The 19,744-nt window shown below is 64.6% G+C and carries 19 protein-coding genes; 8 read left to right on the plus strand and 11 right to left on the minus strand.

The features are described from left to right. Positions 1 to 154 precede the first annotated feature (154 nt). The 10 genes from mtnA to rpsF form a co-directional block, all read right to left on the minus strand. Complete coding sequence (mtnA, locus tag RT460_RS00800) at positions 155 to 1,219, minus strand: S-methyl-5-thioribose-1-phosphate isomerase (RefSeq protein ID WP_313316572.1); 1,065 nt, start codon at positions 1,217 to 1,219, stop codon at positions 155 to 157. Positions 1,220 to 1,265: 46 nt separating this feature from the next. Continuing rightward, entirely contained in the window at positions 1,266 to 1,949 is a 684-nt protein-coding gene (locus tag RT460_RS00805; RefSeq protein WP_313316573.1) for a DUF3011 domain-containing protein, read from the minus strand. Between the two features lie 121 nt (positions 1,950 to 2,070). Further along, complete coding sequence (epmA, locus tag RT460_RS00810) at positions 2,071 to 3,018, minus strand: EF-P lysine aminoacylase EpmA (protein WP_313316574.1); 948 nt, start codon at positions 3,016 to 3,018, stop codon at positions 2,071 to 2,073. After that, entirely contained in the window at positions 3,015 to 3,497 is a 483-nt protein-coding gene (locus RT460_RS00815) for a GNAT family N-acetyltransferase (RefSeq protein WP_313316575.1), read from the minus strand. Before RT460_RS00815 ends, epmA begins: the two co-directional genes overlap by 4 nt. Before the next feature lies 1 nt (position 3,498). Continuing rightward, entirely contained in the window at positions 3,499 to 5,970 is a 2,472-nt protein-coding gene (ligA, locus tag RT460_RS00820) for an NAD-dependent DNA ligase LigA (RefSeq protein ID WP_313316576.1), read from the minus strand. 184 nt (positions 5,971 to 6,154) lie between these two features. Beyond that, complete coding sequence (zipA, locus tag RT460_RS00825; protein WP_313316578.1) at positions 6,155 to 6,892, minus strand: cell division protein ZipA; 738 nt, start codon at positions 6,890 to 6,892, stop codon at positions 6,155 to 6,157. 48 nt (positions 6,893 to 6,940) lie between these two features. Beyond that, a complete protein-coding gene (smc, locus tag RT460_RS00830; RefSeq protein ID WP_313316579.1) occupies positions 6,941 to 10,444 on the minus strand; it encodes a chromosome segregation protein SMC in 3,504 nt (1,167 codons plus the stop codon). Between the two features lie 228 nt (positions 10,445 to 10,672). After that, positions 10,673 to 11,122, minus strand: a complete 450-nt coding sequence (rplI, locus tag RT460_RS00835) for a 50S ribosomal protein L9 (protein WP_313316580.1) — start codon at positions 11,120 to 11,122, stop codon at positions 10,673 to 10,675. A 171-nt stretch (positions 11,123 to 11,293) separates the two neighbouring features. Continuing rightward, on the minus strand, positions 11,294 to 11,524 hold the full coding sequence (gene rpsR, locus RT460_RS00840; RefSeq protein ID WP_002804494.1) for a 30S ribosomal protein S18: 231 nt from the start codon (positions 11,522 to 11,524) through the stop codon (positions 11,294 to 11,296). A gap of 11 nt (positions 11,525 to 11,535) precedes the next feature. Beyond that, positions 11,536 to 11,967, minus strand: a complete 432-nt coding sequence (rpsF, locus tag RT460_RS00845; RefSeq protein ID WP_282266085.1) for a 30S ribosomal protein S6 — start codon at positions 11,965 to 11,967, stop codon at positions 11,536 to 11,538. Positions 11,968 to 12,217: 250 nt separating this feature from the next. Between rpsF and RT460_RS00850 the strand changes: the two genes are divergently transcribed. Beyond that, the gene (locus RT460_RS00850) at positions 12,218 to 13,432 is read left to right on the plus strand and encodes an MFS transporter (protein ID WP_313316581.1); all 1,215 of its coding nucleotides are present in this window, start codon (positions 12,218 to 12,220) and stop codon (positions 13,430 to 13,432) included. A gap of 219 nt (positions 13,433 to 13,651) precedes the next feature. Here RT460_RS00850 and RT460_RS00855 read toward each other — a convergent pair whose 3' ends face one another. Beyond that, positions 13,652 to 13,990: an iron-sulfur cluster assembly accessory protein gene (locus RT460_RS00855; protein WP_313316582.1), complete on the minus strand. Its 339-nt coding sequence runs from the start codon at positions 13,988 to 13,990 to the stop codon at positions 13,652 to 13,654. A 149-nt stretch (positions 13,991 to 14,139) separates the two neighbouring features. Here RT460_RS00855 and asnS point away from each other — a divergent pair, with 149 nt between their 5' ends. The 7 genes from asnS (at position 14,140) to kynU (ending at position 19,727) form a co-directional block, all read left to right on the plus strand. Then, positions 14,140 to 15,534, plus strand: a complete 1,395-nt coding sequence (asnS, locus tag RT460_RS00860; protein WP_313316583.1) for an asparagine--tRNA ligase — start codon at positions 14,140 to 14,142, stop codon at positions 15,532 to 15,534. Positions 15,535 to 15,642: 108 nt separating this feature from the next. Then, positions 15,643 to 15,948: a hypothetical protein gene (locus RT460_RS00865; RefSeq protein ID WP_313316584.1), complete on the plus strand. Its 306-nt coding sequence runs from the start codon at positions 15,643 to 15,645 to the stop codon at positions 15,946 to 15,948. After that, positions 15,945 to 16,256, plus strand: coding sequence for a hypothetical protein (locus RT460_RS00870; protein ID WP_313316585.1), 312 nt, complete (start codon positions 15,945 to 15,947; stop codon positions 16,254 to 16,256). Before RT460_RS00865 ends, RT460_RS00870 begins: the two co-directional genes overlap by 4 nt. Positions 16,257 to 16,265: 9 nt before the next feature. Continuing rightward, positions 16,266 to 16,910: an FMN-binding negative transcriptional regulator gene (locus tag RT460_RS00875; RefSeq protein ID WP_313316586.1), complete on the plus strand. Its 645-nt coding sequence runs from the start codon at positions 16,266 to 16,268 to the stop codon at positions 16,908 to 16,910. Positions 16,911 to 16,990: 80 nt separating this feature from the next. Further along, a complete protein-coding gene (gene can, locus RT460_RS00880; RefSeq protein ID WP_313316587.1) occupies positions 16,991 to 17,653 on the plus strand; it encodes a carbonate dehydratase in 663 nt (220 codons plus the stop codon). A gap of 221 nt (positions 17,654 to 17,874) precedes the next feature. Continuing rightward, on the plus strand, positions 17,875 to 18,402 hold the full coding sequence (locus tag RT460_RS00885; RefSeq protein WP_313316588.1) for a 3-hydroxyanthranilate 3,4-dioxygenase: 528 nt from the start codon (positions 17,875 to 17,877) through the stop codon (positions 18,400 to 18,402). A gap of 50 nt (positions 18,403 to 18,452) precedes the next feature. Continuing rightward, positions 18,453 to 19,727, plus strand: a complete 1,275-nt coding sequence (kynU, locus tag RT460_RS00890) for a kynureninase (protein WP_313316589.1) — start codon at positions 18,453 to 18,455, stop codon at positions 19,725 to 19,727. Positions 19,728 to 19,744 lie beyond the last annotated feature (17 nt).

Here is a 19,744-nt window from a genome sequence, read left to right on the forward strand (position 1 = left end):
GCCGGGTTGGGCGCTATCGGGAAAGCTTCTGCCGAGCAGGGCTCGGCACTACAGGAATCGCTTTATGCCCCTCTCCCGTCTACGGGAGAGGGGTTGGGGTGAGGGCAGCTTTTCCGGCATTGCCGGGAAAGCCCCTGCCTGGCATGGCCCGGCTCTACCTTGGGAAGGCAGCTGCCATGGCTGCCAGATCCGGCTTCAGGATCACGCCACGGTCGGTGACAATGGCATCAATCAACTCGCCCGGGGTCACGTCGAACACCGGGTTCCAGGCGGCAATGCCTTCGGCCACGGTACGCACCCCGCCCACCCCAAACAGCTCCGCCGGATCACGCTGCTCGATCTCGATCTCGTCGCCATGTGCAGTGCCCATGTCCACGGTCGAGGATGGCGCCACCACCATGAACTTGACCCCGTGATGGCGGGCGGCAATGGCCAGCTGGTAGGTACCAATCTTGTTGGCGGTATCACCGTTGGCGCAGATGCGGTCCGCACCCACGATCACCCATTGCACCGCGCCGGTCTTCATCAGGTGGGAGGCCGCCGAATCGGCTACCAGGGTCGCGTCGATGCCATCCTGCTGCAATTCCCACACGGTCAGGCGGGCGCCCTGCAGCCACGGCCGGGTCTCACCGGCAAACACCTGCTCGATACGCTGCTGCGCCTTGCCGGCGCGGATCACGCCCAACGCGGTGCCGAATCCCGCGGTAGCCAAAGAACCGGTGTTGCAATGGGTCAGCACGCCACTGCCCGGCGCGATCAGCTCGGCACCCAACGCGCCCATATGGCGATTGGCCGCCAGGTCTTCGTCGGCAATGGCCTGGGCTTCAAGTGCCAGCACCTGTTTCCAGTCCGCCCCTGCCCCCGCCAGCACGCGGCGCATGCGCGCCAGCGCCCAAGCCAGGTTGACTGCGGTCGGCCGCGAAGCATTCAGGCGCTGTAGCGCCGGCTCCAATGCCGCCAACGCCGCGGCCCCATCGGCGGCCTGCACATCGTGTGCTGCCAGCACCACGCCCCAGGCGGCGGCAATGCCGATCGCTGGCGCGCCGCGCACGGTCAGTGCATGAATGGCTTCGGCAACGGCGTCGCTGTCTTCGCACAGCACATGCTCGACCACGAACGGCAGCTTGCGCTGGTCCAGCAGCTCCAATGCCTGGCCGGTCCAGCGGATCGGGCGGATGTGGTCGTAGCGGGCGTAATCAATGGCGTGGGTATCGTTCATGCCGGCATTGTAATCGGCGCGCTCGCCGCGGCGCAGATCCAGCCGCTCAATCAGCAGAGAATTCCGCCCGGCAGCCCTTGTCGACCCAGACCCCGAAACGATCCCAGCCCCAACTGTCACCCTCACGGCATTCAGCGTGGGACAGCTGCTTCACCAAGGACACCCGGCGCACCACGCTCACCCCGCATTCGCGGCGCAATTCGCCCTTGGATTCACACGTGAGGCGACGCGGCACATCGACGAACCCCGATCCATCCTCGGCACCCACCTCGAACTGGCCCTGGCAGCCACGACTTACCCAGATTTCATTGCGGCCATAGCCCCAGCTGCGCCCCTCACGGCAGGGCAGCACCGACTGCTGGCGCAGCAAGCGCACCGGCGCGCCGCGCAACACCACCGGACATACCTCAACCCTTCCCTTGGACTCGCAACGCACGACACGTCGCGACACCCGGCTGGATTGCCTGCGCGGTGCAAACTCCGCCCGGCAGCCGTCACTGACCCAGACAGCCTCCCCGTCGACGCCCCAGCTGCTTTCGCGGATGCAATCCCTGGTCGACAGCTGTCGCACCATCTGCACGCCCTGGGCGGTGTCCATCCTGCACAGGACGCGCAATTCATCCTCGGACTCGCAACGCACCACACCGCCCGCGGAAACCGGCGGATTCTCCTTGCCTGCGGCGAACAGCGACGGAGAGACCAGCAGCAAGAGGCCGCAAACAAGCTTCATCCGCCTGATCCCTCCCGCCCTGATGGATATCGGTCGCAAGCAGCCTGCCTCAGTCAGTGTGAGCAAAGCATCATCATGGTCGCAGCCAGATGGCCCGTCCATGACAGGAATCAATGCCGAATCAGGCGCTGGCGAAATCGAAGGCCAGGACATCCGCGATCCGCGAGGTGCCGGTCAGCGCCATCAACAGGCGGTCCACCCCCACTGCAACCCCCGCACAGGCCGGCAACTGCGGCAACGCAGCTAGAAAATGCTCATCCAGCGGCGGCAGCTCGGCACCGCGACCATGCCGGATGGCCAGATCACGCGCGAACCGTTGGCGCTGCTCGATGGCATCGTTCAGTTCGTGATATCCGTTTGCCAGCTCTACCGGCCCGAGGTAGAGCTCGAAGCGCTCCGCCAGGGGCGGCTCACCCGGGCGGATCTTTGCCAGTGCCGCCTGGCTGGCGGGCCAGTCGTGAATGACGGTTATGGCATTGGTCGCAAACAACGACTGAATACGATGGCTCATCAACAGATCCAGCCAGTCATCGCGATTGAGCCCGTCCGGCTGGATACCGACGTCGCCCAACCCGGCCCGCAGCTCCGCTTCGCTGGCGTCGAACGGATCAAGACCGATGCCATCGATGAACAATTGCCGGTAGCTGACGATGCGAACCGAAGCCGGTTCCCGCCCGACCAACTGCAGGGACGCCTGCACCAGGCTGATGGTCTCGTCGATCAACTGGTGATGGTCCCAGCCCAGCCGGTACCACTCCAGCATGGTGAATTCAGGATTGTGGCGACCACCGGCTTCGCCATTACGGAATACCCGCCCCAGTTCATAGCAATCACCCACGCCAGCAGCGAGCAGGCGCTTGAGCGGGTACTCCGGCGAGGTACGCAACCAGCGCACAGGCGAGCCGGCATCGACGTGCCCGGTGAAACGGGTCTGGAAGCCCTGGATGTTCGGCTCGGTATTACCCGCGGCCGACATGATCGGGGTTTCAACCTCCAGCACGTCGCGACGCGCGAAAAATTCGCGAATCATCGCGTTCAGCCGGGCACGGCGGCGCAGGGCCTCGATCACGAATGCAGGCTCCCGCTCGTAGCGGTCAATGGCAGGGTCAGGATATCGCGCTCGTCGTCGCGATAACCCGCGCCCAGGTACAAGGCCTTGGCCTTGGCGTTGTGATGGTTGACCTCCAGCCGGATCACCGCTGCGCCCTGCCCGGCCGCCCAGTCGCGTGCGTGTGCCAATGCTTGATGGCCCCAGCCACGGCCGCGCGCCGCAGGTGCCAGGTACAGTTCATCGAGCAGCACGAATCGACCTCCCTGTTCGACGCTGAAACACCAGCCCAGGGTGATATAGCCAACCAGCCCGATGTCGTCGCCCGACAACAGCAGCACCGCGCCGTACTGCGGATTTTCCAGCACCGCATGCAGCCCCGGCTCCACCAGCTCCGGCTGGTAGGGAATGCGATCCTCGACATAGAAATCGCGCACCATCGCGATAAGCCGGGCAAAGTCGTCTGGCCCGGCTATCTTTACCTGCAAGTCGTTACTCATTTCATTGTCCATGTTCTGCAAGGAAGGCCAACAATTGCGCCTCGTCCCATACCGGAACGCCCAACTCGTTGGCCTTGTCCAACTTTGAGCCGGCTTCGCTGCCGGCGACCACGAAGCTGGTTTTCTTCGACACGCTGCCGGCCACCTTGGCCCCCAGCGCTTCCAGCTTGCCCTTGGCCACGTCGCGACTCATCTGCACCAGCGTGCCGGTGAGCACGGCAGTCTGACCCTCCAGCGGCCCGGCAACCTGCGCCTGCGCCTCCGGGGTGATCTGCAGCAACGCATTCAGGGCCTCACCCGCGGCCGTCAACAGGCCGGCATTGGCATCGTCTTCCAGCCAACGCACCAGCGTATTGGCAGTTTCCGCAGGCAAGCCGGCAGTGACGAAGTTGTGCGCACTTTCGTCGCGTATCGCCTCGACCGAGGGAAATGCTTCAGCCAACTGACGCGCGCGCACCGCCGTCACCTTCGGAATTTCCAGATCGGCGAGCAGCGTGGCCAGTGTCAGATCGCTGCGCAGTTTTGGGTTGGGCGCATGCGTATCGCTGATCTGCACGCCACGATCCAGAAGCGCATCGATGGCCTTCTGGTTGCCCGGCTGGGCCATGAAGTGACCGATCGAGCGTGCCACTTCGCCACCGATGTCAGGCACCCGCTTGAACATGGGCCATGGCAGGTGCCGGATCAGGTCCAGGTCGCCGAACCAGGCCGACAGCGCCTTGGCCGTACTCTCACCCACATGCTCGATGCCCAGCGCAAACAGCAGACGTTCCAGCGTGGTGTTGCGGCTGGCCGCGATCGCGGCGATGAGGTTGTCGGCCCATTTCGTGGCGATTTTCTTGGTATTCCACTGGAAGCTCGCGGGCACGGACAATGCCTGCGCCCGCCACGACGCATCGTTGGCATCCAATTTCAGGATGCTGTTGAGCGTGTCGCCGCTGCCGTGCGGTTGCAGGTGCAGGCCCAGCTGCGCGGCCAACGCCTCGGGCGAATCCGCATCCAGCGCCAGCTTGAGCACCAGCAGCTGGTCGCGGCTCAGCGCGTACAGGTCGGCAACACCGCGCACGATGCCGGCGTCCACCAGGGTTTCAATGTACTTGTCGCCCAGGCCATCGATGTCCATCGCCTTGCGCGAGGCAAAGTGGGCGATGGCCTCCTTGCGCTGCGCCGGGCAACTGAGCTCACCCGAGCAACGCCACGCGGCCTCGCCTTCTTCACGGACGATCTCCGATCCACAGACCGGGCATTCATGCGGCATCTGCCACGGCGTCGTGCCATCGGGGCGGCGATCGGCGATGACGCTGACCACCTCGGGAATGACATCACCGGCACGACGTACGATCACGGTATCGCCAACACGTACATCCAGGCGTGCGATCTGGTCAGCGTTGTGCAGGGTGGCATTGGTCACCACCACGCCGGCCACATGCACCGGCTTCAAGCGCGCTACCGGCGTAGCGGCACCGGTGCGACCAATCTGGATCTCGATCGCTTCGACGGTGGTGGTCTGTTCCTGTGCGGGGAACTTGTGCGCGATGGCCCAGCGCGGAGCGCGCGAGACGAAGCCCATTTCCTGCTGGCCTTCGCGATCGTCGAGCTTGTAGACCACGCCGTCGATGTCGAAGGCCAGGCTGTCGCGGCGCTCACCGATATCGCGGTAATACGCCAGCAAACCGGCGGCACCCTCCACAACCTTGCACAGATCGCTGACCGGGAAGCCCCATTGCGCCAACTGTGCCAGCGTGCCCGAGTGCGTGGCCGGCAGCTCGCCGCCACTGACTTCACCCAAGCCATAGGCATAGAAGCTCAACGGGCGCTGCGCGCTTACCTTGGGATCGAGTTGGCGCAACGAACCCGCCGCACCATTGCGCGGATTGGCCAGCACCTTGCCGCCGTGCAGTCGCGCCTGCTCGTTGTAACGTTCAAAATCGGCGCGCGGCATGAACACTTCACCGCGCACTTCCAGCACCCGCGGCCAACCCTGCCCGCTCAGGCGCTGCGGGATGACCTTGATCTGGCGCAGGTTGGCACTGACGTCCTCGCCGGTCGCACCGTCACCACGGGTCGCGCCCTGGACGAATACGCCGTCTTCATAGCGCAGGTTGATGGCCAGGCCATCAAGCTTGGGCTCGGCCGAGAACAACAACTGCGGACGGCGCAGGCGCTCGTCGATACGACGCACGAAGTCATGAACCTCATCGTCGCTGAAGGCATTGCCGAGCGACAGCATGGGCACCGCGTGCACCACCTCGGTAAAGCGTGAAGAAGCCTTGCCACCCACCTGGTGACTGGGCGAATCGGCGCTGTCCAGTTCCGGGTGAGCGGCTTCCAACGCTTCGAGTTCCCGCATCAGGCGGTCGTACTCGGCATCCGGAATGATCAATTCGTCGCGCTCGTGGTAAGCACGCGAGGCGGCGGCCAGCTGGCGGCGGAGTTCGCTGATGCGCTGGGTTGCGGCGGTGTCTTGGGTCATGCGGAGATTTTACCTGCGCGAAGTGTTGGCGCGGTAAAAGACGGCATTGCCGACGCGGCTAGGTTTGCTACGAACTGTTCCCTCACCGGCCCTCCCCTTGCCTGCGGCAAAGAGCGGGGCAAAGCCCTGCCCCGCTCCCTTTCGCGTAGCGCTCGGGAGCGTTGGAGGGGTAACTTCCAGCGCCTTACCAGCGTGGCGACTTGGTCAGCGGCGGCGCCTGGTGCTGGCGGTCATAGGCGCGCAGGTCATCGCGGATATGCGCGATGCGCTGGCGGCCCAGTGCATTGCGGCTGTCATCCAGCACCACGCCATCGAGCAGCTCGCCCATGCGTTGCACGGTTGGCAGCATCTTCTCCCATGCGTCGAGCGCGGTCATCGGCGCCGGCAAGGTCAGGAAGAAAGCGATGGCCGGGGTTTCCAGCTCACGGATGGTCGCCATGTCGAAACTGCCCGGTTTCATGATGCTGGCCATCGAGAAGATCGGCCCGCGTTCCGGGTGGCCCTCCACCAGGCGGTGGAACACATTCATGTAACCAAAAACCAGCCCGGTCTTTTCCGCGGCGACCACGATGTCCTCGCCGCGCAGCACCGTCCCGGCCCGGGCCGCCACGTACAGCGACACGATCTTGTCGAAATCCTGCGTGGGCCGCTTGCCCAGATCGCTGGCGCTGGCCGGATCAACATCGGGCAGTCCAAGCTCGGCCTGGCTGACCGCGTCGCCGTCGGCATCCACACCGACAACCGCGTCATCGGCTTGCGCCTCGCCACCGAGCACCGGCTCGCGGCGCTGACGGTCGCCATCGACCGGCTCCTTGCGCTTGCCCTGGGCAAGCTTCTTGGGCCGACCGAAGAGGAAGATGGCTGCAATCAGCAGCACGCCGGCAACCAGAATGCCGATACGCAACAGTGCCATGTCGGACATGCGTTGAAGTCTCCGGATTAATCGTTCAGATGGTTACAGAATGGCACGTCAGGCCGCGCCCGCCAATCGCGCGGCTTCTTCCAGGTCCACGCTGACCAAGCGGCTGACGCCCGGCTCGCGCATGGTCACGCCCGACAACTGGTGGGCAGCCTCCATGGTCGCCTTGTTGTGGCTGACAAACAGGAACTGCACCTTCTCACTCATCTCCTTGACCATGTTGGCCAGGCGCCCCACGTTGGCCTCGTCCAGCGGCGCGTCCACCTCGTCCAGCAGGCAGAACGGGGCCGGGTTGAGCTGGAAGATGGCAAAGACCAGGGCCACCGCCGTCATGGCCTTCTCACCACCGGACAGCAGCGAGATGCTGGACACGCGTTTGCCCGGCGGGCGCGCCATGATGGTGACGCCGGTGTCGAGCAGGTCTTCGCCGGTCAGCTCCAGGTAGGCATGGCCGCCGCCGAACAGGCGCGGGTAGAGCGCCTGCACGCCGGCATTGACCCGATCAAACGTGTCCTTGAAGCGACCGCGGGTCTCGCGGTCGATCTTGCGGATGGCGTCTTCCAGGGTTTCCAGCGCGGTGTTGAGATCGACGTTCTGCGCTTCCAGGTACTCCGAGCGCTGCGATGCCTCGCCGTACTCGCTGATGGCAGCCAGGTTGACCGGCTCCAGGCGGCGCATGCGGCCGTCGATCTGGTGCACCGCCGATTCCCAATCGGACAGGCGGGCTTCCTCGGGCAAGGTGTTGATCACGTCCTGCAGCACGAAACCAGCCTTCTCTACTGCCGCAGAAAGCTGCTCGGCACTCAGCACCAGCGCCTGCTGGTCGAGCTTGCGCTGGGAAATGCGCTCACGTTGCGCGAGCGCCTGCTCGTCACGCTGGTGGCGGGTCTGCTCCAGGCTGCGCAGTTCGGCATCAATGCCGTCCAGCAGCGCCCTCGCCTCGCCCAGCACGCGCTCGACGCGCACGCGTTCGGCCAACGCGTTCTGGTGCTCGCCTTCCAGCGTCTGCACCGGGGTATCGCCCTCGTCCAGCTGCGAATGCAGCTCGCCAAGGCGCGAATCAAGCTGGCCACGCTGGCTGGACATGCGTTCCAGCGCCTGGCTCAGGGAGGTGATCTGGGTACGTTGGGATTCCAGCGTCAGTGCCAGCGAATGCATGCTGTCACGGACATTGCGCGCTGCATCGCGCGCTGCGTCGCGCGCTTCGCCCAACTGGCGGCGCTCGCTCTCCAGTGCGTGCCGGGTCGATTCCAGGTCGCCCATGCTGTTGACGGCTTCATCCAGCCGCACGCGTGCTTCACTGGCCTGTTCGCGACTGGCGTCCAGGGTTTCCAGCAGCTGCGCCAGTTCGCTCTCGATGCGCTCGATGCGGGTGCGGGTGGTGTCCAGCCGCCCCTGCTGGCTCTGCAATTGGCCCGCAAGCTCCGAGCCGGCACGGTGCGCCTGGTATAGCGCACGCTGTGCTTCCTCACGCTGCTGCTCCGCGGCCAACAGCTGTTCGCGCCCTTCGCCCAGCTGGGTATCGAGCGTCGCTTCGCGCTCCTGCAGGGTTTCAATCTGCTCGCGCAGGGTCACGATCTCGCGCTCGCGCAGCAAGGCGCCCTGCTGGGCGGCGCCCGAGCGGGACAGCTGCAGCCAGCCCTTGCCCAGACGCTCTCCGTCGCGGGTGATGACCGCTTCGCCGTCCGCCAGCCCAGCTTGCAGCGTGCGTGCCGCCGCCAGGTCGTCGGCACCGTGCAGGTGGCCCAACATGCGGCGGATGGCCAGCGGCCCCTGCACCTTGGACGCCAATGATGTCGGTGCGAACTCGGCTTTGCCCTGCGCCGAGGACACCAGCGCAAGACGTCCTTCGCCCAGCTCGCCCAGGGCATCGACCAGCGCTTCCGGCGCGTCCACCAGGACGCCTTCGATCAGCTGCCCAAGGGCGCTTTCTACCGCGTTTTCCCAGCCAGCCTCGACCGTGATGCGTTCGCCCACGCGTGCGGCGGACTCCAGCCCGTGGGCCTGCAGCCACGCCAGCGCGGCGCCCTGCTCCTGCCCCAATGCGGCTTGCTGCAGGGTTTCCAGCGATGACAAACGGCCGCGTGCAGCCTGCGCCTGCTTGCGCACCTCCGCCAGTTCGGCCTGGGCCGTGCGCTGCTGGGTTTCCAGTGCGCTCACCGATGCCTTGCGCGCTTCAACCTGCTCGGTCAGGCCCTCGGTGGTGAGCTTCTGGGTTTCGTGCTGCTCCTGCAGTTGCTCGAACGCCTCGGCCAGCGCTGCCAGGTCCAGCCCGGCGCGTTCGCCCTGCAAGGTTTCACGGCGCCGGTCGGCTTCGAGCACCTGCTTGTCGAGGTAATCAACGCGGGTGCGCTCCACTTCACCGGAACGCGTCGCCTCGGAGGTGTTGCGGTTATGCGCTTCCCAGCGCTGTTGCCAATCGGACAGTTTGGCCTCGGCCTCGCGCAGTGCCTCCTGGCGTATCTCGTTTTCTTCCTGCAACTGTTCCAGCTGCGGCTCAACGTTCTCCACCGACTCGCGCAGCACGATAAGCCGGGCCTCATCGCCACTGATGTGCTGTCCGAGCTCGGCCAGTGCCTGCCGGGTTTCATCGCGCGCCTTGTGCAGGCGCTGCGCCATTTCCTGCTGGTGCTTGATCTGTTGCTCCAGGCGGGCCAGGCTGCTGCCAACCTGATACACGTCTGCCTGCGCCTTGTTCAAGGTCTCGGCGGCTTCTTCGCGGCGCACGCGGCCGGTCTCGATACGGCTCTCGGCCTCGCGCTGCTCGGCGATGAGCTGCTGCAGCTTGGTTTCCTCGCGTGACAATGCTTCGCGTAGCCCACCCAGGCGTCCGTCCAGACCACGGAATTCCAGCGCCTTCCACTCCGCGTCCTTGACCCGCCGCTCCTCCTGCAGACCCTGATACTGCTCGGCCTGCCGCGCCTGCCGCTTGAGGTGTTCGAGCTGCTTGCCGATCTCCTCGCGCAGGTCGTTGAGCCGGTCCAGGTTCTCGCGGGTATGGCGGATGCGGGTTTCGGTTTCCTTGCGGCGCTCCTTGTACTTGGAGATGCCGGCGGCTTCTTCCAGGTACACGCGCAGGTCTTCCGGGCGCGCCTCGATGATCTGGCTGATCATGCCCTGCTCGATGATCGAGTAGCTGCGCGGACCGAGGCCCGTGCCCAGGAACAGGTCGGTGATGTCGCGGCGGCGACACTTGGTGCCGTTCAGGTAGTAATTGCTGCTGCCATCACGACTGACAGTGCGCTTGACCGAGATTTCGTTGAACGAGGCGTACTCGCCGGAAATCGCGTGGTCGGTATTGTCGAAGATCAGCTCCACGGTCGCCTGCGACACCGGCTTGCGCCCCGCCGAGCCGGAAAAGATCACGTCGGTCAGCGAGTCACCACGCAGCCGGCTGGCCGAGCTTTCGCCCATGACCCAGCGCACGGCATCGATGATGTTGGACTTGCCACAGCCATTGGGACCGACGACGCCGGTCATGTTGGTAGGCAGGTGCAACGTCGTGGGATCGACGAAGGACTTGAAACCGGAGAGCTTGATCGTGGATAGACGCATGGAATCTGGCTGTTGGCGGATATCGGCAGCCGCTGCCGACACCCGGATTGAGGTTCCGGAGGTTCAGCCCCCGAACTCAAGTCATTGATATTCCGGAGAATTCAAAAGACAAAGCACGGCACTGGCACCCGAGTATAGCGACACCCATGGCCGCCAGCGCCCACCAGCAGCCGGGCAAAAGAAACGGGCGCCTTGCGGCGCCCGTTCTTTACAGCCAGTCCGGCAGAATCAAGCGTCGGCTTCGACGATGACCTTGACGGTGGCTTCCACGTCGGCGTGCAGCTTGACGATGACGTCGAACTCGCCAACGTTGCGGAAAGCGCCTTCGCCCAGGATCACTTCGCTCTTGTTCAGCTCCAGGCCGGCAGCGGTGAAGGCTTCAGCGATATCGCGCGGGCCAACCGAACCGTACAGCTTGCCTTCGGTCGAAGCGTGCGCGCCGATGGTGACGCTGGCGCCTTCGAACTTGTCGGCACGGGCCTGGGCCTGGTCGTGCGAGGCCTTGGCATTGGCTTCGTACTCAGCGCGCTTGGCTTCGAACTCGGCGATGTTGGTCTCGGTGGCCGGCACGGCCTTGCCCTGCGGCACGAGGAAGTTGCGGCCGTAGCCCGGCTTCACATCAACCAGGTCGCCCAGGCCGCCGAGGTTGGTCACTTTCTGGATAAGAATCAGCTTCATGGTGTAGCTCCGTTATTCGTTAGCGGCGCCGATGGCACCGCAACGCTTGCTGTCCGAATAGGACGGTTCAGGACAGGAACCAGAGGACAGGAACCAGAAGCCAGTGAAGGTGAGCCTTCCACCAGGTTCCTGGTTCCTACGCGGCAAAGCCGCTACTGGTTCCTGGACGTATCAGACGTCGTGGTTGTCCGTGTACGGGATCAGGGCCAGGAAACGGGCGCGCTTGACGGCCGTTGCCAGCTGGCGCTGGTACTTGGACTTGGTGCCGGTCACGCGGCTCGGAACGATCTTGCCGTTCTCGGTCAGGTACTGACGCAGGGTGTTGAGATCCTTGTAATCGATCTCTTTCACGCCTTCAGCGGTGAACTTGCAGAACTTACGACGGCGGAAGAACTTGGACATGAAAGTGCTCCTTATTCAGCAGAAGCGGCGTCGTCGCCGGCTTCGTCATTGTTGGAAGATGCACCTTCTTCGTCGTCACGACGACGGCGCTCGCCACGCTCGGGCTTGTCACCCTTCTCGTCCTTGCTCTTCATGATCAGCGACTGCTCGGTGTCAGCCTCGTCACGCTTGATGACCAGGTTGCGCAGCACGGCGTCGTTGAAACGGAAGCTCTCGGTCAGTTCGTTCAGAACTGCCTGGTCGGCTTCGATGTTCAGCAGAACATAGTGGGCCTTGACCAGGTTCTGGATCGGGTAAGCCAGCTGACGACGGCCCCAATCTTCCAGACGGTGGATGGTGCCGTTGCCGGCTTCGACCAGCGCCTTGTAGCGCTCGATCATGGCGGGGACCTGTTCGCTCTGATCCGGGTGGACCAGGAACACGACTTCGTAATGACGACTCATGTTTTTATACCTTTCGGATGTAGCCCTGACGGGCCGGACAGCCCCCCGCAGTGGACGCGGTGGGGCAAGGGTTCCCGCACGTACCGCGCAGGAAGCCGAGCATTATCCACTGGACAAGCGCCCGAAGCAAGCCAGACCCCGATCAGCGCAACACAGCATCCGCAAGTTTGGGTGCTTTGAATGGCGAGGATTGCTGCGTCGCAACAGTACACTATGAAACCGCTTCCACGCCCCGCCAACCGGACCCGACGTGAATTCCCCGCTATCCCTGGCAGCGCAGCTGTCGCCGCGCCAACGCACCTTCATCCTACTGGCGCTCTCGCTCGGCGGTTTCGCCATTGGCACCAGCGAATTCGCCAGCATGGGACTGATGCTGGAAATCAGCCGCGGCCTGGCCATCTCCGAGGCCCAGGTGGGACACCTGATCAGCGCCTACGCGATCGGCGTGGTGGTTGGCGCCCCGCTACTGGCCTTTGCCGGCGCCAGCCTGCGCCGTCGCACCCTGCTGCTGTGGCTGATGGGCTTCTATGCGGTTGGCAACCTCGCCAGCGCCCTGGCCCCCAGCTACCCGGTAATGCTGCTGGCCCGCTTTGTCGCCGGCCTGCCTCATGGCGCCTATTTCGGCGTGGCGATGCTGGTAGCCGCTTCGATCAGTCCACCGGACCAGCGCGGCGCGGCGGTATCAAAAGTGTTGCTGGGGCTGTCCATCGCAATCCTGCTGGGCAACCCGCTGACCACCTGGCTCGGCCAGCAATTCAATTGGCGCAGCGCCTTCGTACTGGTAAGCCTGCTGGCACTGGCCACCGTGATCATGGTCGCGCGACAGCTTCCGCCGGACCCAAACGAGACCCGCACCTCGCCGATGCGCGAATTGCGCGCCTTCAACCGCACCCAGGTATGGCTGGCATTGGCCATCGGCGCGATTGGCTTTGCTGGCATGTTCTGCGTGTTCACTTACCTGGCCCCTACCCTGGTCAACGTCACCGGCATCAACGAGCGCTGGATGCCGGTGGCCGTCGGTCTGTTCGGGGTGGGCGCGATCATCGGCAACATCGCCGGTGGCAAGCTGGTGGACCGCCTGCAGTTCCGTGCCGCCGGCGTGCTGTTGGCCTGGTCGATCGTGGTGCTGCTGCTGTACCCCTTGGCCGCGCATTCGGCCTGGGCGATGGTCCCGGCGATCATTGCCGTGGGCACCATGGGTGCATTGGCGGTCGCCCTGCAAACCCGGCTGATGGACGCCGCCGGTGAGGCGCAGACCCTGGCCGCCGCCTCCAACCATGCCGCCTTCAATACCGCCAATGCACTGGGCCCATGGCTGGGCGGCATGGCCATCGGCGCCGGCTTTGGCCACGCCTCCACCGGTTATGTGGGCGCGGCGACGGCGGCAGTTGGACTGTTGCTATGGGGAATTGCGGTGCTGTTGCAGCGGCGCCAGGACGCGTCAGAACCATTGATCGCCGACTGACAGGTAGTGCCGAGCCATGCTCGGCAGAGGCTTTCCCAGCCAAACCGGCCTGTAGTGCCGAGCCATGCTCGGCAGAGGCCTTATGCACAATCCCGGGCGTCGCCGGGAATGCCCCAGCCGAGCGTGGCTCGGCTCTACAGGGGCGACCCAGGCTTTTCTGGCCCCGACGCACGGCACGCTTCGCGGCTTGCCCCGCTCCTACGGGCCCACTGGCTTGGCTCAGCGGTGCATGTCTTCGGTGGTGAAGCTCTCGCCACAGCCGCATTCGGCCGCTGCGTTGGGGTTCTTGAAGGTGAACGTCTCGCTCAAACCCTGCTTGCCGTAGTCGATCTCGGTGCCATCCACCAGCGGCAGGCTCTGGGCGTCCACGTAGATGCGTACGCCGTCCTGCTCGAACACGGTATCGCCCTCACGCTGATCCTTGGCCAGGTCGGTGATGTGGCCCCAGCCCGAGCAGCCGGTACGGGTCACGCCAAAACGCAGGCCCAACGCGCCCGGGGTGCTGCTGACAAAGCGCTGCACACGGGAATGGGCGATGGGGGTCAGATGAACAGCCATGGTGGGGCGACTCCAGCAGAATTACGGTCCAATTATAGATGCGGGCGGCCCGCCGGACCGCAAGGCTTGATAAATGCCTCGCCTGCCCGCTGCGCAACCGCTAAAATCTCGCATTCACAGATCGAGTCGATCAACAGAGGATTCAAGTCATGACGGTGGTCAGCGTTGCACACGCCCTTGCCGGGAAGTTCCCGGAAGGCGGAGAAGTCACAGTCCGCGGGTGGGTCCGCACGGTGCGCGGCTCGGCTGGACTGGCCTTCGTCAATGTCAGCGACGGCTCCTGCTTTGCCCCGATCCAGGTCGTGGCCACCGACAAGCTGTCCAATTTCGACGAGGTCAAGAACCTGACCCCGAGCTGCTCGGTGATCGCCACCGGCACCCTGGTCAAGTCGCAGGGCAAGGGCCAGAGCTTCGAAATCCAGGCCGAGAAGCTCGAGGTGGTGGGCTGGGTCGAAGACCCGCTGACCTACCCGATCCAGCCCAAGCCGATGTCGCCGGAGTTCCTGCGTGAAGTGGCGCACCTGCGCCCGCGCACCAACCTGTTCGGCGCGGTCACCCGTATCCGCGACTGCCTGTCCAAGGCCGTGCACCGTTATTTCCACGAGAACGGTTTCTACTGGATCAGCACCCCGATCGTCACCACCTCCGATGCCGAAGGCGCCGGCCAGATGTTCCGCGTCTCGACGCTGGACATGGCCAACCTGCCGCGCACCGGCAATGGCGAGATTGATTTCAGCCGCGATTTCTTCGGCAAGGAAACCTTCCTGACCGTGTCCGGCCAGCTCAATGTCGAGGCTTACTGCCTGGCGCTGAGCAAGGTCTATACCTTCGGCCCGACCTTCCGCGCCGAGAACAGCCACACCACCCGCCACCTGGCCGAGTTCTGGATGGTGGAACCGGAAATCGCCTTCGCCGACCTGGACGAAGACGCGCGCGTGGCCGAGGAATTCCTGAAGTACCTGTTCCGCGCCGTGCTCGATGAGCGCGCCGACGACATGGCCTTCATCGCCGAGCGCGTGCAGAAGGACGCCATCACCCGCCTGGAATCCTTCGTCAACGCACCGTTCGAGCGCATCGAGTACAGCGATGCGATCACCCTGCTGCAGAAGTCCGGCAAGAAGTTCGACTACCCGGTCGAATGGGGCCTGGACCTGCAGACCGAGCACGAGCGCTGGCTGACCGAGGAGCATGTGGGCCGCCCGGTGGTGGTCACCAACTACCCCGAGCACATCAAGGCCTTCTACATGCGCCTGAACGACGACGGCAAGACCGTCGCGGCAATGGACGTGCTGGCCCCGGGCATCGGTGAGATCATCGGCGGCAGCCAGCGCGAAGAGCGCCTGGATGTGCTGGACGCGCGCATGGCCCAGTTCGGCCTGGATCCGGAACATTACCAGTGGTATCGCGACTTCCGCCGCTACGGCTCGGTTCCGCACGCCGGTTTCGGCCTGGGCTTTGAGCGCCTGGTGGTCTACGTCTGCGGCCTGTCCAACATCCGCGACGCCATCCCCTACCCGCGTGCACCGGGCTCGGCGGAATTCTGATCCAGCGAGGAACGCACAGATGAGGAAACAGGAACCAGTGAAGACAACCGCAGTGCCCGAAATGCGCTCCCTCTCATTGCTGGTTCCTCCTCACTGGTTTCTGGCCGCATGACGCTCTTCTTCGCCCTGTGCTTCGTTGGCGTGGCGATTGCCGGCCTCAGCGCGCTGCTGATCTTCTGGCCGCTGACGCTGGTGCATGTGCGCGACCGTCACCCGGCGGTGGCGTCGGGTTTCGGCAGCTTTGCCTTCCTCGACAGCCGCGCCCTGCGCTGGCTGGTGAGTGGCGATTACCGCGGCCTCAATGACCGCGCACTCAGCGGCCTGGCTACCCCCGCCCGTATCGCCCTGATGGTGATCGGGTTCGGTTTGGGCATGGCCGGGCTGCTTTGGCTTTATTCCCTGGTACTGAAATGAACGATAACGACACCCCCGTTGACCAGTGGTGGCTGGCACAGCTCGGCAACACCCTGATCTGGGCGCGCCTGCGGGTACGCCCGGCCGGCACTGCCGAGGTACTGGACAGCGACGGCAATACGCTCAGCTACGACAGCGAGGACACCGCCCGCGCGCAGCTGTTCGACGCCGAGTTCGTCGCCTTTGACGGCCTTGACGAGGAAGACGCGCTGCAGCGCGGCTTCACCTTGCACGAAATCCAGCCGCCGGAAGGCGACGACGACACGTTGCAGGGCCGCATGGTGCAATCCCTCGGCGGCAGGGCCTGACCTGCACTGATGTTCTCCCAGGGCGCATTCGCCGAGACCGACCTGCACTGGCTGGACCGCCTGCTGGATCGCGACCCGTTTGTGACCTTGCTGACCACCGGCGCTGACGGCTTGCCGGAACTGACCCGGCTGCCGGTGCTGTACCGGCGCCAGGGCAGGCAGATCGCGCTGATCGGCCACTGGGCCAAAGCCAACCCGCAGTCACGCTACAGCGGGCGCGCCAAGGTGCTGGTCAACGGGCCACAAGGGTATGTGTCGGCCAGCTGGTACCCGGACAAGGAAAGCGCTGCCCGCGTGCCCACCTGGAACTACGCTGCTGCCGAGCTGGTAGGTGAACTGCATCGCTTCGACGATGCCGCCGCGCTGGCCCAGTTGCTGTCCGACACCAGTGACTTCTACGAAGCGCGGGTCGGTCAGGACTGGCGATTCGAGCCCGAGCGCGATGATCACCGCCCTTCACTGCGCGCCATCGTAGGCTTCCGCCTGGACGTGCAGCAGATACAGATCAAGCTGAAACTGAGCCAGAACCATCCGCAGGCCAATCAGTTGGCGGTGATCGAGGCCTTGTCGGCCCTGGACACGCCCGATGCCCGTGAACTGGCGCAGTGGATGCAGCTCTACCGCAGTGAGCGCGGGGACCAGGCCGATGCCTGACCCGCGCCGCGTTTCCCGCGACGTCGCCACCACCACGGCAGCGACGCCCTACCCCTCCAGATCGCAAGGGAAGCTCCACCATGAAAGACATCCATAAGCTGCTGCAGAACAACCGCGATTGGGCGGACCGGATCGAACGTGAAGATCCCGAGTTCTTCCATCAGCTGGCCAAGCAGCAGAACCCCGAGTACCTCTGGATCGGCTGTTCCGATTCGCGCGTGCCGGCCAACCAGATCATCGGCATGGCACCGGGCGAGATCTTCGTGCATCGCAACGTCGCCAACGTGGTGGTACACACCGACCTGAACTGCCTGAGCGTCATCCAGTACGCGGTGGACCAGCTCAAGATCAAGCACATCCTGATCGTCGGCCACTACGGCTGCGGCGGCGTGCATGCAGCGCTGAACCACGTGCGCGTCGGCCTGGCCGACAACTGGCTGCGCCATGTAGGCGATGTGGCGCAGAAGCACGATGACATCCTCTCCCAGATCGACGACCCGGAGCTGCGCCATGCGCGCCTGTGCGAGTTGAACGTGATCGAACAGGTGGTCAATGCCTGCCGCTCGACCATCGTCCAGGACGCTTGGGCCCGCGGCCAGAAGCTGATGGTGCACGGCTGGGTCTACAGCCTGCGCGACGGTCGCGTCAGCGAGATGGGCATCGATGTAGGCGGACCTGAAGAGCTGCAGCCGGCGTATGAGAAGGCCTTGTCTTTCGTGCCGCGCAAGGGCAAAAGGCACTGAGCGGAGGAATACCCAGCCGAAGCTAGGCCTCCTCCCCTCTCCCGCTTGCGGGAGAGGGGCTGGGGGTGAGGGCCTACCGCCCCAGCCAAGTCATACCCCTGCCCTCATCCGCCCTTCGGGCACCTTCTCCCGGAGGGAGAAGGAGATTTGAAAGCACGGCCCTCCGGGCACCTTCTCCCAAAGGGAGAAGGAAGCATCTACCGCCAACAAACAGGCCCCACATGCTCCCTCTACCCTTGAACCTGCTCGGCTGGATCGAAGAACACCGTCATCTCCTGAAGCCGCCAGTCGGCAACAAGATGATCGAGAACGGCGACTTCATCGTGATGGTGGTCGGCGGCCCCAACAGCCGCAGCGACTATCACTTCGACGAAGGCCCGGAGTGGTTCTATCAGCTTGAAGGTGAGATGGTCCTGCGCGTGCAGGAAGATGGCGCGGTACGCGACATCCCGATCCGTGCCGGTGAGATCTTCCTGCTGCCGCCGCGCGTGCCGCATTCACCACAGCGCATGCCCGGCTCGATCGGCCTGGTGGTTGAACGCAAGCGCCTGGACCATGAGCTCGATGGCTTCATGTGGTTCTGCCAACAGTGCAACCACAAACTCTACGAAGAATTCTTCCATCTGAAGAACATCGAAACCGACCTGCCCAAGGTGTTTGACCGGTTCCATGCCTCGCTGGCACACCGTACCTGTAGCGCGTGTGGTGCTGTCCACCCGCTGCCCAAACCGGTCACGCCGGAGGTCTGAACGGCCGGGCGCGGTTACACTGCGGCTACATCCTCGACGTGTCCGCACCGATGAACGAAACGCTGTCACCTGCCCATGCCACCGCGCTTGATGCCGCCGATCCACTGCGCCATCTGCGCAGCCAGTTCCTGATCCCGCAGCACGGCGGTGGCGACCAGACTTACTTCGTCGGCAACTCCCTGGGCCTGCAACCACGCGGTGCGCAGGCGATGGTGCAGGAAGTGATGGACCAGTGGGCGCGCATCGCGGTGGAAGGCCACTTCACCGGCCCGACCCAGTGGTTGAGCTATCACCGCCTTGTGCGCGATTCGCTGGCCGGTGTGGTCGGCGCACTGCCGCACGAAGTGGTGGCCATGAACACGCTGAGCGTGAACCTGCACCTGATGATGGTCAGCTTCTATCGCCCGACCAGCGAGCGCCCGGCGATCCTGATGGAAGCCGGCGCCTTCCCCACCGATCGCCACGCGGTGGAAGCCCAGATCCGCTTCCACGGCTTCAACCCGGCCACCGACCTGATCGAAGTGCAGCCGGACGAAGCCAACGGCACCATTTCGATGCAGGCCATCGAGCGCGCCATCAGCGAGCACGGCAAGCGCGTCGCGCTGGTGCTGTGGCCAGGTGTGCAGTACCGCAGCGGGCAAGTGTTCGATCTGGACGCAATCACCCGTCTGGCACGCGCGCAAGGCGCCAATATCGGTTTCGATCTCGCCCATTCGGTCGGCAATGTACCGCTGGCGCTGCATGACGTCGCCCCGGACTTTGCGGTCTGGTGCCACTACAAATACCTCAACGCCGGTCCCGGCGCCGTGGCCGGCGCCTTCGTGCACGAGCGCCATGCCAAGGACACCTCATTGCCGCGCTTTGCCGGTTGGTGGGGCCACGAGCAATCGACCCGCTTCCAGATGGCACCGGAATTCGTCCCGGAGCTGGGTGCCGAAGGCTGGCAGCTGAGCAATCCGCCAGTACTCGGGCTCGCCCCGCTGCGCGCATCGCTGGCCCTGTACGACGAGGCCGGCATGACAGCGCTGCGCGCCAAGTCAATCAAGCTGACCGGCTATCTGGAAACCATGGTGCGGGCCCGCCTGGACAACGTGCTGCAGATCATCACCCCGTCCGAGCCCGAGCGTCGTGGTTGCCAGTTGTCGTTGCGCGTGGCCGGCGGCCGCGCGCAGGGCCGCTCGCTGTTCGAGTACCTGCAATCGGTTGGCGTGCTTGGCGACTGGCGCGAGCCCGATGTGATCCGTATCTCGCCCACTCCCATGTACAACCGCTACAGCGACATCTACCGCTTCGTCGACGAAGTGGAAACCTGGGCTGGCGTCTGACCAACGGAATCTGTGAA

The sequence above is a fragment of the Stenotrophomonas sp. genome (assembly GCF_032061965.1).
In the GTDB taxonomy this organism is placed as follows: domain Bacteria; phylum Pseudomonadota; class Gammaproteobacteria; order Xanthomonadales; family Xanthomonadaceae; genus Stenotrophomonas.

Bases quoted from the DNA above. Each gene is read 5' to 3' on its own strand.
- RT460_RS00875 (WP_313316586.1), top strand. From the start codon at position 16,266: ATGTTCTCCCAGGGCGCATTCGCCGAGACCGACCTGCACTGGCTGGAC.
- kynU (WP_313316589.1), top strand. From the start codon at position 18,453: ATGAACGAAACGCTGTCACCTGCCCATGCCACCGCGCTTGATGCCGCC.
- asnS (WP_313316583.1), top strand. From the start codon at position 14,140: ATGACGGTGGTCAGCGTTGCACACGCCCTTGCCGGGAAGTTCCCGGAA.
- smc (WP_313316579.1), bottom strand. From the start codon at position 10,444: ATGCGTCTATCCACGATCAAGCTCTCCGGTTTCAAGTCCTTCGTCGAT.
- ligA (WP_313316576.1), bottom strand. From the start codon at position 5,970: ATGACCCAAGACACCGCCGCAACCCAGCGCATCAGCGAACTCCGCCGC.
- rpsR (WP_002804494.1), bottom strand. From the start codon at position 11,524: ATGTCCAAGTTCTTCCGCCGTCGTAAGTTCTGCAAGTTCACCGCTGAA.
- RT460_RS00855 (WP_313316582.1), bottom strand. From the start codon at position 13,990: ATGGCTGTTCATCTGACCCCCATCGCCCATTCCCGTGTGCAGCGCTTT.
- RT460_RS00805 (WP_313316573.1), bottom strand. From the start codon at position 1,949: ATGAAGCTTGTTTGCGGCCTCTTGCTGCTGGTCTCTCCGTCGCTGTTC.
- RT460_RS00870 (WP_313316585.1), top strand. From the start codon at position 15,945: ATGAACGATAACGACACCCCCGTTGACCAGTGGTGGCTGGCACAGCTC.
- rplI (WP_313316580.1), bottom strand. From the start codon at position 11,122: ATGAAGCTGATTCTTATCCAGAAAGTGACCAACCTCGGCGGCCTGGGC.
- mtnA (WP_313316572.1), bottom strand. From the start codon at position 1,219: ATGAACGATACCCACGCCATTGATTACGCCCGCTACGACCACATCCGC.
- RT460_RS00815 (WP_313316575.1), bottom strand. From the start codon at position 3,497: ATGAGTAACGACTTGCAGGTAAAGATAGCCGGGCCAGACGACTTTGCC.
- can (WP_313316587.1), top strand. From the start codon at position 16,991: ATGAAAGACATCCATAAGCTGCTGCAGAACAACCGCGATTGGGCGGAC.
- RT460_RS00865 (WP_313316584.1), top strand. From the start codon at position 15,643: ATGACGCTCTTCTTCGCCCTGTGCTTCGTTGGCGTGGCGATTGCCGGC.
- rpsF (WP_282266085.1), bottom strand. From the start codon at position 11,967: ATGAGTCGTCATTACGAAGTCGTGTTCCTGGTCCACCCGGATCAGAGC.
- zipA (WP_313316578.1), bottom strand. From the start codon at position 6,892: ATGTCCGACATGGCACTGTTGCGTATCGGCATTCTGGTTGCCGGCGTG.
- RT460_RS00885 (WP_313316588.1), top strand. From the start codon at position 17,875: ATGCTCCCTCTACCCTTGAACCTGCTCGGCTGGATCGAAGAACACCGT.